Source organism: Paucibacter sp. PLA-PC-4, from assembly GCF_026241155.1.
GTDB lineage: Bacteria > Pseudomonadota > Gammaproteobacteria > Burkholderiales > Burkholderiaceae_C > Roseateles_E.
In genome coordinates, this window is the sequence record NZ_JAPFGP010000003.1 from 373,410 (window position 1) to 387,123 (window position 13,714).

At 67.9% G+C, this 13,714-nt stretch carries 12 protein-coding genes; 6 read left to right on the forward strand and 6 right to left on the reverse strand.

All coding sequences use genetic code 11. The features are described from left to right. Position 1 precedes the first annotated feature (1 nt). The 5 genes from OOZ63_RS06730 to OOZ63_RS06750 are packed head-to-tail and all read right to left on the reverse strand — an operon-like array spanning position 2 to position 3,618. Complete coding sequence (locus tag OOZ63_RS06730; protein WP_266004653.1) at positions 2-787, reverse strand: enoyl-CoA hydratase/isomerase family protein; 786 nt, start codon at positions 785-787, stop codon at positions 2-4. Next, positions 784-1,329, reverse strand: a complete 546-nt coding sequence (locus tag OOZ63_RS06735) for a GNAT family N-acetyltransferase (RefSeq protein WP_266004654.1) — start codon at positions 1,327-1,329, stop codon at positions 784-786. Before OOZ63_RS06735 ends, OOZ63_RS06730 begins: the two co-directional genes overlap by 4 nt. Then, complete coding sequence (locus OOZ63_RS06740) at positions 1,317-1,718, reverse strand: PIN domain-containing protein (RefSeq protein ID WP_266004655.1); 402 nt, start codon at positions 1,716-1,718, stop codon at positions 1,317-1,319. Before OOZ63_RS06740 ends, OOZ63_RS06735 begins: the two co-directional genes overlap by 13 nt. Then, positions 1,705-1,971 carry a type II toxin-antitoxin system VapB family antitoxin gene (locus OOZ63_RS06745; RefSeq protein WP_266004656.1) on the reverse strand — a complete coding sequence of 89 codons (267 nt, stop codon included), beginning with the start codon at positions 1,969-1,971 and terminating at the stop codon, positions 1,705-1,707. Before OOZ63_RS06745 ends, OOZ63_RS06740 begins: the two co-directional genes overlap by 14 nt. 39 nt (positions 1,972-2,010) lie before the next feature. Beyond that, on the reverse strand, positions 2,011-3,618 hold the full coding sequence (locus OOZ63_RS06750) for a carboxyl transferase domain-containing protein (protein WP_266004657.1): 1,608 nt from the start codon (positions 3,616-3,618) through the stop codon (positions 2,011-2,013). Positions 3,619-3,779: 161 nt separating this feature from the next. Here OOZ63_RS06750 and OOZ63_RS06755 point away from each other — a divergent pair, with 161 nt between their 5' ends. From OOZ63_RS06755 to OOZ63_RS06780, 6 genes are all read left to right on the forward strand, one after another. Next, positions 3,780-4,481, forward strand: coding sequence for a TetR/AcrR family transcriptional regulator (locus tag OOZ63_RS06755; RefSeq protein ID WP_266004658.1), 702 nt, complete (start codon positions 3,780-3,782; stop codon positions 4,479-4,481). Between the two features lie 56 nt (positions 4,482-4,537). Next, complete coding sequence (locus OOZ63_RS06760; protein WP_266004659.1) at positions 4,538-4,912, forward strand: hypothetical protein; 375 nt, start codon at positions 4,538-4,540, stop codon at positions 4,910-4,912. A 65-nt stretch (positions 4,913-4,977) separates the two neighbouring features. Beyond that, complete coding sequence (locus OOZ63_RS06765) at positions 4,978-6,600, forward strand: FecR family protein (protein WP_266004660.1); 1,623 nt, start codon at positions 4,978-4,980, stop codon at positions 6,598-6,600. A 28-nt stretch (positions 6,601-6,628) separates the two neighbouring features. Continuing rightward, positions 6,629-9,352 carry a CHASE2 domain-containing protein gene (locus OOZ63_RS06770; RefSeq protein WP_266004661.1) on the forward strand — a complete coding sequence of 908 codons (2,724 nt, stop codon included), beginning with the start codon at positions 6,629-6,631 and terminating at the stop codon, positions 9,350-9,352. Positions 9,353-9,434: 82 nt separating this feature from the next. Beyond that, positions 9,435-9,902, forward strand: a complete 468-nt coding sequence (locus OOZ63_RS06775; protein ID WP_266004662.1) for a (2Fe-2S)-binding protein — start codon at positions 9,435-9,437, stop codon at positions 9,900-9,902. A gap of 2 nt (positions 9,903-9,904) precedes the next feature. Beyond that, positions 9,905-12,028, forward strand: coding sequence for a xanthine dehydrogenase family protein molybdopterin-binding subunit (locus OOZ63_RS06780; RefSeq protein WP_266004663.1), 2,124 nt, complete (start codon positions 9,905-9,907; stop codon positions 12,026-12,028). A 355-nt stretch (positions 12,029-12,383) separates the two neighbouring features. Here the strand turns inward: OOZ63_RS06780 and OOZ63_RS06785 are convergent, their stop codons facing one another. Then, a complete protein-coding gene (locus OOZ63_RS06785; RefSeq protein WP_266004664.1) occupies positions 12,384-13,682 on the reverse strand; it encodes an HD-GYP domain-containing protein in 1,299 nt (432 codons plus the stop codon). Positions 13,683-13,714 lie beyond the last annotated feature (32 nt).

Genomic DNA, 13,714 nt, shown 5'->3' on the forward strand with positions numbered 1-13,714 from the left:
GTCAGTTCAGCCACGAAGGCTTGCTCTTGTTCAGAAAGCTCTGCACGCCCTCGCGCCCCTCGGCGCTGGCGCGAATGTCGGCGATGCGGCGTGCGGTGTCGTCGCGCAGCGCGGGCGTGATCGGCTCATGGGCCAGGTCCTGCACCAGCTTCTTGCAGGCGCGCACGGCGGCCGGGCCGTTGGCTATCAAGGCCACCGACAATGCATCGACCTTCTCGTCCAGCGTGTCGGCCGTCGCCAGCTCATGGACCAGGCCCAGGCGTTGCGCCTCGGTGGCAGAGAAACGTTCTGCCGTTACGAAGTAGCGCCGCGAGGCCTGCTCGCCCAAGGCCCGCACGACATAGGGGCCAATGGTGGCCGGCAGCAGGCCGAGCTTGGCCTCGGACAGGCAGAAGCCCGCCGTGTCGGCAGCGACGACGATGTCGCACACCGACACCAGACCGACGCCGCCGGCATAGACATCGCCCTGCACGCGCGCGATGACCGGCACCGGGCTGCTGTAGATGGTCCACAGCATCTCGGCCAGCAGGCGGGCGTCGGCATGGTTTTCGTCCCAGCTGAAGCCGGCCATGGACTTCATCCAGTTCAGGTCGGCGCCAGCACAGAAGGCCTTGCCCTCGGCGGCCAGCACGATGGCGCGCAGCGTCGTGTCCTGCCCCAGCGCCGCAAAGGCCGCCGTCAGCTCGGCGATCAGGAGCTCGTTGAAGGCATTGCGCACCTCGGGGCGATTCAAGGTCACGCGCGCCACATGGCCTTCGCGGCGGATATGCAGGGTATTCGTCATCATGGCTCTCCGAGTGTCTTAACCATCAGCACGCTGGCGTAGGTCTTGCCATCCCATTGCACCTCGCCGACCTGGGCATAGCCCCGCTTGGCATAGCGGCGCTGCAGATGCTGGGCCGGCTTGGCGGTGTCCAGCGCGACATGGGCAAAGCCGCGTTCGACGGCCCAGGCCTCGGCGGCATCCATCAGGCGCTCGCCCAGACCTCGGCCTTGCAAGTCCGGGTCGACCGCGAACTGCGACAAGATGGCCGTGTCCTCGCGCAGATACCAAGGTGTAGCCAGACTCCAGGCATCCCGCTCGGGGCGATAGGGTCCGCGCATATTGACCGTGCCCACCAACTGCCCGCCAGCCTCGGCCACCAGGCAGCCGCCGCCGGCCACCCGCTTGGCGGTCAGCTCGACGCTCTGGTCCACCGCGGTGAAGTTCCAGCCCTGCGCGCCCAGCGCGGCATAGGCCTTGTGCAGCAAGGCGGTCAGGCGCTCGATCGAGTCGCCGGCGGCCAGCGGCCGGATCGTGATATCCGTCGTCGTGTTCAATGGGTCCATACCTTGAGCCCGCACCGGGCTTCCAACGCGTCGAAGTCGCGGGCCTTGTGCGGCAGCGCGTAGTAGTTCTCGATGCTGATGGCCGCCACCAGCACATCGATGCCGCTGCGCACGGTGTAGCCGGCGGCGCGACGATCGCGGTAGTGCTGAGCGGCGGCCAGCGCCGTGTCCTCGCCGCCGCAGATCTCGATGCTGAGCCCCCGCATCAGCAGGCTGGTCTGGCGCAGATCGCGCTCATGCCGTAAACCGCGCAAGACCTCGAACAGCACCAGATCGGGCACGACGATGCGCACCTCACGATGGTCGCGCAGCTGGGCCAGCTGATTGACGGCCGGATGCTCGGCTCCGGCGAAAAAATCTATCCAAACGCTGGAATCAACGACCAGCACGGTTCTCTTTCCCCGGCTGCGGCTCGCGCGCTATCAGCGCCCGAGTGGACTCGGCAGTGGGCGCGCTCGTCCAGTCCACGCTATCGTCACCTTCCCACTGGAGCTTGCCGCGCCACTTGAGAGTCTCACGGTAGGCCGACTGGCGCGCCAACAAACGCAAGCCCGCCTCGACCGCCTGCTTCTTGGTCTTGAAGGGGCCGGCGTGTAAAGCCTTGGCCATCAAGTCGTCATCAAGTTCGATATTGGTGCGCATGATATGTACCCTGAGTAGATTTCACACACGTCATACGCTTTACATCCGGAACACGCCAAACTTCGTCTCGGCCATCGGCGCATTCAGCGCCGCCGACAGACCCAGGGCCAGCACCCGACGCGTGTCGGCAGGGTCGATCACGCCGTCGTCCCACAGCCGCGCCGAGGCGTAATAGGGATGCCCCTGGTCCTCGTACTGCTGGCGGATCGGCGCCTTGAAGGCCTCTTCCTCCTCGGAAGACCAAGTTCCCCCCTTGCCCTCGATGCCGTCGCGCTTGACCGTGGCCAGCACGCTGGCGGCCTGGTCGCCACCCATCACCGAGATGCGGGCGTTGGGCCACATCCACAGGAAGCGCGGGCTGTAGGCGCGGCCACACATGCCGTAATTTCCGGCGCCGAACGAGCCGCCGATGATGATGGTGAACTTGGGCACCGCGGCGCAGGCCACCGCCGTCACCATCTTTGCGCCGGCACGGGCAATGCCCTCGTTCTCGTACTTGCGGCCCACCATAAAGCCGGTGATGTTCTGCAGGAAGACCAGCGGGATCTTGCGCTGACAGCACAGCTCGATGAAGTGCGCGCCCTTGTTGGCGCTCTCGGCAAACAAGATGCCGTTGTTGGCGACGATGCCCACTGGCATGCCCTCTATATGGGCGAAGCCGCAGACCAGGGTGGCGCCATAACGGGCCTTGAACTCATCGAACTCCGAGCCGTCGACCACGCGGGCGATCACCTCGCGCACATCGAAGGGCTTGCGCGTATCGGTCGGGATCACGCCATGCAGCTCCGCCGCGTCGAACAGCGGCGCGCGCGGCGCCTGAGTCAAGAGCTGGCCCTCCTTGCGCCAGTTCAGCGCCGCCACCGACTGGCGCGCCAGCGCCAGCGCATGGGTGTCATCATTGGCCAGATGGTCGGCCACGCCGGACAGCCGCGTGTGGACATCGCCGCCGCCCAGGTCTTCGGCGGAGACGACCTCGCCGGTGGCAGCCTTCACCAGCGGCGGGCCGCCCAGGAAAATCGTGCCCTGGTTCTTGACGATGATGGTCTCGTCGCTCATCGCCGGCACATAGGCGCCGCCGGCCGTGCAAGATCCCATCACAACAGCGATCTGCGGCACGCCCTGGGCGCTCAAATTGGCTTGATTGAAAAAGATTCGCCCGAAATGATCGCGGTCCGGAAACACCTCGTCCTGATTCGGCAGATTGGCACCGCCGCTGTCCACCAGATAGATGCAGGGCAGGCGGTTCTGCTGCGCGATCTCCTGCGCACGCAGATGTTTCTTGACTGTGATCGGGTAGTAGGTCCCACCCTTGACGGTGGCGTCATTGCAGACGATCAAGCATTCGACGCCCGAGACGCGGCCGATGCCGGCGATCATGCCGCCGCCTGGCGCGGCGTTATCGTACATATTCAGACCTGCCAGCGGCGCGATCTCCAGAAAGGGCGTGCCCGGATCCAGCAGCATCTCGACCCGCTGGCGCGGCAACAATTTGCCTCGAGCGGTGTGCTTGGCGCGGGCCGCCTCACCGCCGCCCTGGGCGATCTGCTCCAGTCGCGAACTGAGATCGGCGATGAGGCCGCGCATCGCCTCGGCATTGGCCTTGAAATCCGCCGAACGGGCGTTGAGCTTGGTGGTGAGGACGGCCATCTTGTCTCCAGAGCGGCCCGCCTCAGCACAAATTCTGAGTCAGGCTCAATTCATGTTTTTGCAACCTCTCCGAAGCTGCGAGGACGTGAGAATAGTTCAGAGCGGGCAAGCATGCAAGCAGGCTTGAGCTTTACTCAAGAATTGAGCACAATTGCGCCACGATGAACACCGTCACCCTGCCCACCCAACGCCGCGCGCCCGCAAGCGCCAAGGCCGAGCAGCGCGTGCGCGACATCCTGAGAGTCGGCCGCGCGGTGTTCGCCGAAGCGGGCTATGAGCGCACGACCACCACCGAGATCGCCCAGCGCCTGGGCATATCCGAAGCCACCGTCTTCACCTACTTCCGCAGCAAGCGCGATCTGTGCATGCGGGTCATCGGCGACTGGTACGACGAGATCATCGGCGCGATTGAGACTGGTCTGCCGCGTGACCAGCCAGTGCGCCAGCAGCTGGAGTTCGTCGTACATACCCATCTGCGCCTGTTTCTGATCCAGGGCACAGGGTTGTGCGCACTGGTGCTGTCGGAAGGCCGCACCAAGAGCGTCGCCGGCCAGGAACTGGGCGAGGCCTTCACCGCGCTGCAGCGCCGCTACACCGCGCCGCTGATGGACCTACTGGCCCGCGGCCAGGCCAGCGGCGAAGTGCGTCGCGACGTCCCCTTGCGCATGCTGCGCTCGCTGGTCTTCGGACCGATGGAGCACATCCTCTGGGAAGCCATCACAGTGCAGCGACCCATCGACATTGAGGCCAGTGCCCGCGATCTGGTGGCCCTGCTGTGGCCGGCGCTGCAGGCACCGGAGCAGGAGCTACAGCAACTGCGACGGCTGCGGCAGGATTTGCAAGACGCCCTGGCACGCGGCTGAGTCCGGCTTATGCCAAGATCGGCGCCGGCGCCGATGCGGCGCGGACGAGGTAGCAGATGAAGCTGTCCGAAGGCATACGCAAGCACGGGTTCAAGCGCTGGTACGAGCGCGAACTGCTGAGCGGCCATGCCCATCTGGTGCTCGCTTTTTTGAGCGCGATCGGCTTGATGGCGGCCTTCGAGGGTTTCTTCACTTTTCACAGCCTGGCCGACAAGCTGATGGACGTGGCCAGCATCGCGCTGTGCGGCTTGGCCGGTGTCTGGGCGCTGCGCCGCTACCTTTACCTGCTGGCTCATGCCGAGCACATCGCCCATCAGGCCGAGTGCCCCGGCTGCGGCAGCTATGCGCGCTTCGTACTGGTGGGCGCCGACAGCCACGGGCTGCAGGTGCGCTGCCGTCAGTGCGAACGCGTCTGGCCGATCAGCGAGTAGTCCCCTCACGCCTTCCGATAATATGAGCCGACAAGAGCGCCGTCCGCGCGCTCGGGGGGCGCCAGATGACATCGCGAAGCGACACATGGCTATGGCCGGCGGCGGCCGTGCTGGCCGCAGCGGCCTTGCCGCTGCAGGCACAGACGGCCCAGGCCCACTGGAACTACCGCATCCAGCCGGGCGACACCTTGATCGGCCTGACCGAGGCCTATCTCGACGGCAAGCACAGCTGGCGCGATCTCCAGCGCCTCAACCAGGTAAACGATCCGCTAAAGCTGCCGCCCGGCGGCACGCTGCGCCTGCCGATCGCCTGGCTGCAGCGCGAGGCCAGCGTTGCCCGTGTGCTGTTCACCCAGGGCGACGCCAGCCTGCTGCGCCCGCCCGACCCGGCCGCCGCACTGAGCGTAGGCACCGAGCTGCGTGCCGGAGACCAGCTGCGCACCGGCGCCCAATCTTCGATCAGTCTGCGCTTTGTCGATGGTTCGCGCCTGCTGATTGCACCGGACAGCCGCCTGACGCTGGAGCAGTTGTTGGTCTATGGGCGCAGCGCGCTGCCGGCCATGCAGTTGCGCCTCGATCAGGGCGGCGCAGACAGCCGCGTCCAGCCCGACGCCGCAAAGCCGCCCCGCTACGAGATACGCACGCCAAGCGTTAACCTGGGCGTGCGCGGCACTGAGTTCCGCGTGCAGCTAGGCACTGCCGGCCAGACCCGCGTTCAGGTGCTCAGCGGCGCGGTAGCCGCCGACCGGCAGACCCTGAAGGCCGGCCAGGGTGCGCTCGCCCAGCCCGGCCAGCCGACAACCGTTCGAGCCCTACTGGCCGCGCCGGTGCTGCAGGGAGCGCCGATCACGCTGAGCAGCCTGCCGCCCACACTGGCCTGGCAGCCGCTGGACGGCGCCAGCGCTTACCGCGCCCAAATCTATGCCGAGGGCGACTTCGACCGGCTGCTGCTCGACGGCGTCTTCCCGACGCCGCGAGCCCGTTGGGCCGATCTGCCAGACGGGCGGTACACGCTGCGCGTGCGTGCGATCGACGCGCTAGGCCTTGAGGGCAAGGCCGCCGATGCCTTGTTCACCCTGAAGGCCCGTCCCGAGCCGCCGTTCAGCCGCGCCCCTGCTGCCGAGGCAGTGGTCTACGGCGACAAGCTAACGTTGAGCTGGACGCGCGCGCTGGCCGCTCAGCGCTATCGTCTGCAGGTCGCGGAAAGCGCCGACTTCGCCAAGCCCTTACATGACCGCAGCGATGTCGCCGGCACCGAGCAAGACCTGACCCTGCCGCCAGGCCGGTATCACTGGCGGCTGGCCAGCATCGCCGCGCCGGACGATGCCGGGCCCTTCGGGCCGGTGCAGAGCTTCATGCTGCGCCCGCTGCCGCCCAGCCCGGCAGTCGCGCCGCCAGAGCTCGCGGAGCAGCAGTTACTCTTCCGCTGGCAGGCCGGCGAGCCCGGGCAGCGCTACCAGTTGCAATGGGCACGCGACCCCGAATTCAAGCAGGAGGTGCAGGAGCTCGTGGTCGACGCGGCCCAGGCCGCGCTGCCGCGCCCCGGGCCGGGAACCTATTACCTGCGGGTGCGCGCGCTAACGGCCGATGGAACCGCCGGCCCCTACGGCAGCGCCCAGCAGTTCGAGGTTCCGCGCTCGCACTGGTTCTGGCTGCTGCCGCTGGGTCTGCTGATGCTGGCGCTTTGAGCCACCGGGCATCGAGGGCAGCCTGACCATGACCGGCCAGCGCACACGCCTGCTCCGACCGGGCCTGGCCGCCTGGCCGCTGCTGGGCCTGCCGCTGGCGGCCCTGCTTTGCCTGGGCACCGGCTATCGCCAGCTGGCCGATCCGCTAGACGATCTGCAACTGCGCCTGAGCGCGCCCGAACCGATTGACGAGCAGGTGCTGCTGGTCGATATCGACGACGCCTCGCTGCGGGCGCTGCAGCCGCGCCTGGGTGGCTGGCCCTACTCGCGCGAGGTCTATGCTCTGGCGCTGGACTGGCTGCGCGAGGCCGGCGCCAAGATCATCGTGTTCGACATCGTCTTCGGCGGCAGCCGGCCAGGCGATCCCGAGTTTGCGCGCGCGCTGAGCGAGCGATCCGACACCGTGCTGGCGGCCGCCGGGCTGCAGCAGGCTGTAGAGATCGACCGATCGGAGAGCTCGCTGCTGGCGCGCCTGTCGGTGCCACTAGAGCCGTCCACGCCGGCCATCGCCTGGCCGGCCCTGACCTTGCCGAGCGACAGCCTGCAGCCGCGACATGTCGGCGTGATAACGGCGCCGCTGGACGCCGACGGTCGCTTGCGCCGCCTGCCGCTGCTGCACACGGCCGAGGGCCGGTTGCTGCCCTCGCTGCCGCTGGCCGCCCATCTGCGCCAGCAGGGCAGCGAGCGCTGGGAGCTGGACGCGGCGCAGCGGCGCCTGAGCGTCGGGGCGCTGAGCTGGACACTGGACGAGCAGGGCCGACTGCGCCTGCGCCTGCCGGCGCAGCCCGACACCCTGCCCCGGCTCGGTTGGAACGAGCTAATGGAGGCGGCGCTGGGCGCTCGCGACGACGCCGTGCTGCGCCAGCGCCTACAGGGGCGCAGCGTCTTCATCGGTAGCAGCGCCTTCTTCGCTGACGCGGTGCTCACGCCGCAGGGCCAGCTCTCGGGCACCCAGCTGCAGGCCGCCAGCTATGCCGCGATGGCGCGTCCAGAAACCTGGCTGCGTCCCGCGCCGGTGCCTTGGCAAGGCCTGCTGTGGCTGATGGCTACGCTGCCGGCGCTGTGGACCGCCGGCAGCGGCCGGCCGCTGCTGAGCCGCCATGCGCTGGCTGCGGCCGGCGCGCTGCTGTTGCTGGCAGGTGCGGCGGCCTTGTCGCTAGAGCGGCAAGTCCTGACCCCCTTGCTGGGACCGCTGACCGTACTCGGTCTGGGCATCGTGCTGACTGGCCTGGCCCAGCTGCGCTGGGAGCAGGAGCAGAACCGCAGGCTGCAGTACGAGCGCCAGGTCGCCGAGGCGGCCAACCAGGCCAAGAGCCAGTTCTTGGCCAATGTCAGCCACGAGATCCGCACACCGATGAATGCGGTGCTGGGAATGGCCGAGCTGCTGGCCAAGACCGAACTCAACCCCGAGCAGCGCCGCTATGTCGATGTGTTCCGCTCCTCAGGACAAGCATTGTTCGAGCTGATCAACGACCTGCTGGACATCTCCAAGATCGAGGCCGGCCGCCTTAGCCTGGAGTCCGGTCGCTTCAGCCTTCGCGAGCTGGTCGGGCAGACGCTGGCCATGGTGCAGCACCGTGCGGCTGCTCAGGGCCTGACGCTGGCGCTGGACTTCGATGCCAGCGCCGAGGGCTGGGTTCAGGGCGATTCCAAACGGCTTGCCCAGATTCTGCTGAACCTGATCGGCAATGCGATCAAGTTCACCCGCGAGGGCGGCATCACAGTCAGCGCGCGTCGCGAGCCTGACGGGCTGCTGGTGATCGAGGTGCGCGACACCGGCATCGGCATCGCGCCGAGCAAGCACGAGCTGATCTTCCAGCCCTTCTCGCAGGCCGATGGCAGCGTCACGCGCTTTTTCGGTGGCACCGGCCTGGGGCTGTCGATCAGCCGCAGCCTGGTGCAGATGATGGGCGGGCGCATCTGGCTCGACAGCGAGCCTGGCCAGGGCTCGGCCTTCTTCATCGCGCTGCCGCTGCCGGCCGTCGAGCCGCCCGAGCCCAGCGCGGCGTCAACCACCACCTCGCCACTGACGGAGGTCCCGCCCCAGCACATCCTGCTGTGCGAGGACAACGAGGTCAATGTGATGGTGATCGAGGCCATGTTGCAGCCCCATGGCCACCACATCACGCTGGCCGAGAACGGTGCGCTGGGCCTGCAGCGCCTGCGCGAGCAGGCCTTCGATCTGGTACTGATGGATGTGCAGATGCCCGGCATGGACGGCCACAGCGCGACCCGCGAGCTGCGCCGACTGGAGGCCGAGCATGGCTGGCCGCGCACGCCGGTGATCGCGCTGACGGCTCATGCATTCGGCAGCGACGCGCTGCGCAGTCTAGAAGCCGGCTGCGACGACCATCTGACCAAGCCGATCAGCCAGGCAGAGCTGCTGCAAGCCCTGGCGCGCCATGGCCGGCCGGCCGAGCAGCCGCCTCCCGGGGCGCGCCTGGCGGGGATGGTCGAAGCACAGTGGCTCGGGTCACTGGACGAGCGGCGCCTGAGCCATGCGCGGGTCTTCCTCGGCGCGTGGCGCAGCAGCTGGGCTCTGGCCCGGGCCGGCAGTAATCTGCAGCAGTGCCAGCATCTGGTGGCCGATCTGGCCGAGCTGGCCCAGGCGCTGGATGCCGACGAACTGGCCCGCGCCGCCCGGGCCTTGGGTCAGGTCTTGCCTGGCGACGAGGCAGCCCTGATGGATGCCGCCCAGGCACGCGTTGAAGCAGCGCTGACGCCGGTGCTGACAGCGCTGGGTCCGGGCTGAGGCGCGAGCGTGCAAGCGCGGCGCAAACGGTGTAGGCTCGCCGCCACCTCCAGCCCTTCATTCCCCGCAAGAGGAACACCCGATGATCAAGTTCACCGTCAACGGCAAGCCCGTTTCGCTCGACGCCGACCCCAATGAGCCCCTGCTGTGGGCGCTGCGCGAAGACCTGCAGCTGACCGGCACCAAGTTCGGCTGCGGCATGGCGCTGTGCGGCGCCTGCACCGTGCACCTGGACGGCCAGCCGATCCGCTCCTGCTCGACCCCGGTCTCGGCCGCCGCCGGCAAGAAGGTCACCACCATCGAAGGCATCTCAGCCAGCAAGACCGGCAAAGCCGTGCAGGCCGCCTGGGTCAAAATCGATGTGCCGCAATGCGGCTACTGCCAGAGCGGCCAGATCATGAGCGCCTGCGCGCTGCTGGCCGCCAAGAAAAAGCCCAGCGATGCCGACATCGACAGCGCGATGAGCGGCAACCTCTGCCGCTGCGGCACCTACAACCAGATCCGCGCGGCCATACATGACGCCGCCGGCTCGCTGGCTAAGGGAGGCTGATCATGACGAGCACCAACCGCCGCCAATTCCTCCAGTCAAGTGCCGTTCTGAGCCTGGGTTTTGCGTTGCCGCTGCAGGGCGCCCGCGCCCAGGCCTCCAATACCTTTGCGCCCAATGCCTGGCTGCGCATCACCCCCGACAATAAGATCACCGTGATCTGTGGCTCGGCCGAGATGGGCCAGGGCGTGTTGACCGCGATACCCATGATGGTGGCCGAGGAACTGGACGCCGACTGGAAGCAAGTCGGCGTCGAGCAGGCCCCGGTCGACCAGGCCTACAACAACCCGATGTTCGGCATGCAGGCCACCGGCGGCAGCACCACAGTGCGCGCCCACTGGCTGCCGGTGCGTCAGGCCGGTGCGGCCGCGCGCGAGATGCTGGTGGCCGCCGCCGCTGCGCAGTGGAAGGTCGAGCCAGCCAGCCTGCGCACCGAGGGCGGCCATGTGATCGGCGCCGGCGGCAAGAGGCTGGCCTACGGAGCGTTGGTGGAAGCCGCCGCACAGCAGTCGGTGCCAGCCAAGCCGACCCTGAAAGCCAGCAAGGATTTCAAGATCTTGGGCAAGCCGACGCGCCGCCTGGACACGCCGGCCAAGGTCAACGGCAGCGCCAAGTTCGGCATCGATGCCCAGGTCGAGGGCATGCTGGTCGCAGTGATGGCGCGCGCGCCGATCGCTGGCGCCAATCCGAAGAGCTTCAGCGAGGCGAAGGCCCGCGGGATCAAGGGTGTGCAGCAAGTCATCACGATACCCAGCGGCGTCGCGGTGTTGGCCGATGGCTACTGGGCTGCCAAGCAGGGGCGCGATGCACTGGAGGTTCAGTGGGAACTGGGCACGCATGCCGACCTGTCCAGCGCCAAGGTCAGCGCGATGCTGGCCAGCGCGGCCGACAATGCCGAGGCGGTGGCGGTCGACCAAGGCAATCTCAAGGATGCGATCGCCACCTCCGACAAAACGCTGCGCGCGAGCTACGAGGTGCCTTATCTGGCCCATGCCTGTATGGAGCCGCTGAACTGCCTGGCCTGGGTCAAGGGGGACGAGGTCACGATCTGGGCCGGAACGCAGAGCCAGGGCCCGGCGCAGGGCATCCTCGGCCAGGTGGCCCAGGCCACACCGGCCAAGGTCAAGGTCAACACCCTGCTGCTGGGCGGGGGCTTCGGCCGCCGCTTCGCACCCGACTTCGCCATCGACGCGGTGCTACTGTCCAAGACCAGCGGCCGGCCGGTTAAGCTGATCTACACCCGCGAGGACGATATGGCGGCTGGCTACTACCGCCCGGCCTCGCTGGTGCGTTTTGAGGCTGCGCTGGACGATAAGGGCCAGGCCACCGCACTGCGCGCCGACATCGGCAGCCCGTCCATCATGGCGGCCTCGGGCTTCATGAAGATTCCGGAGAGCGGCGTCGACGCAATGGCGGTCGAGGGTCTGGCCGACCAGCCCTATGACATCCCGAACCAGCGCATCGCCTACGGCCGCGCCGAACCCGGCCCGCAGGTCTGGTTCTGGCGCTCGGTGGGCCATTCGCAAAACGCCTTCTTCATCGAGAGCTTTGTCGACGAGATGGCCGCCGCGGCCAAGACCGACCCGCTGCAATTCCGCCTGGCCCTGCTGGCCAAGAAGCCACGCCACAAGGCCGTGCTTGAAGCGGCGGCCGCCAAGGCCGGCTGGGGCAAGCCGTTGGCCAAAGGGCGCTTTCGCGGCATCGCGGTGGCCGAGAGCTTCGGCAGCTATGTCGCCGAGGTGGCCGAGATCTCGGTGGCCGAAGATGGCACGCCCAAGGTGCACCGCGTGGTCGCGGCCGTCGATTGCGGCCAGACCGTCAATCCGCTGACCATCGCGCGCCAGATCGAGGGCGGCATTGTCTATGGCCTGTCGGCCGCGCTGTACGGCAAGATCACGCACAAGGACGGCCGGGTCGAGCAGGGCAATTTCCACGACTACCCGGTGCTGCGCCTGAGCGAAATGCCGAAGGTGGAAGTGCATATTCTGCCCAGCCAGGAAGCGCCAGGCGGCATCGGCGAACCCGGCACGCCGCCGATCGCGCCGGCCCTGGCCAATGCGATCTTCGCGGCCACCGGCAAGCGCATCCGCAGCCTGCCGATCGACACCGCGCTGCTAAAGAAGGCCTGATCGAGCGGGCCGCTCTCTTCATCGATGCTCCATCGCAATGGCACCACAGTAGCCGCCATCATGAAGCGAGGAACGTCGATGAAGCTCCATTCGAGGTCGGCGGACGCGCCGAGACCAAGGTAGCGGGACCCAGCGATCTGCATATCGAGCGCCTGCGCGCGCAGCATTGGCAGGCCTGCCTGCAGGGTTCGGGGCGAGGCATGGCGCCGGATGGGCGGGTCAGCAGCAGTGGCGCAGAGAGCTGCTACTGCGGCCTTATGCCTCGGGCGGTGTGGCCTATGCCGGCGAACCCGCGCTGCAGCTGCGCCAGCTTGGCTCCGGCGGCGCGCGCTCGCGCAGGTCTTGAGCCAGGGCTTCAGGTTTCGGCGGGCTGCAGCGCCGCGCCGCGCACCGCCTCGATCAAGGCCTGCACCAAGGTCAGATCCTCGGGGCCCATCAGACCGGCCCGCATCAGCGAGGCACGCTCCAGCTCGCGCAAGCGCCAGGCGAATTCGCGCACCAGGGCCAGCACCTCCTGCTGCACCTCGGGATCGCTGCGCGCCAGCAGGCGCAGCACATGCTCGGGCCCGTGCAGGTCCAGGCCCGCACTGCTGAAGGACTGCTGCAGCTGGTCGATGCGTTGCCCGCACAGGGCCAGCATGCTGCGTAGCTCGGACGAGCCCTCGCTCAGCCGCTCGCGCAGCTGCGGCCGGATCTCGCGAAAGCGCTGCAGCAGCTCCGACACACGCAGCGCCTGCGGCAAGGCCGCCTCAAGGCTGCGATGCTCATCGGCCAGATGACCGCTGGCATCGCTGGCTCGGCCGGCGGCGCGCAAGGTCTCCAGCAGTGCCGGGCCGAACTCGCCCGGGATCAGGCGCGTCGCCACGCTGGCATGGGCCACTATGCTGGACCCGCTCTCCAGCAAGCCCATCAGCCACTCGGCCGCCGCCAAGACCTGGGCCTCGATGCCGAACTGTTCGCCGGCCAACCCGCGCGGGTAACCAAAACCATCGAGCCGCTCGTGGTGGCTAAGCACGAGCTCCGCCAGCGCCGGCCCCGCGCCGTCCATGCGGTGCAACACCCGCTGGCCGACCAGCGGATGGGTGACGATGTGCTTCCACTGCTCAGCCTGCAGCGGCGTGTCGCTGCGCAGGTAGATGGGGTCGATATAGAGATCGCCCACATCGTGCACCAGGCCGGCCAGCGCGAGCCGGCGCTGAGCCTCGATATCGCCACCGAGTAGACGCCGCGCCAGCGCCCGCGCCATCAGGGCCACGCCCACCGCATGGCGCAGCCGATCTGCGCCGCAGTCGGCATAAACGCTCAGAAGCGATTGCAGCGGGGCACTCAGGCGCAACCGGGTCAGCGCCAGCGGCACCGCCGGCTCACCACCGCACAAGGCGAGCAGCAGCGGGTAGTCGTCCAGCAGGGCCGCAGCGACAGGGCCAAAGCGATCCGACGCCAAGCCTCCCTCAACCAGCAGGCAGTCCTCCAGCGGCTTCGCCAGCTTGTGCTGAAGTAGACGCTCACGCGTCGCCTCGTCCAGCTTCGCGCCCTTAGCCAGCAGCTTCTGGCCGCTGCCGCTGACGATATCCTCGCTGGCCTCAACAGCACCGCGGCCAGCGCTAACCATCACATGGTCGAGGTAGTGCGGGTTGACGGTCGCGCTGTCCATGAGCCGCTCCCTGATGGTCCTGGCCGATTGTG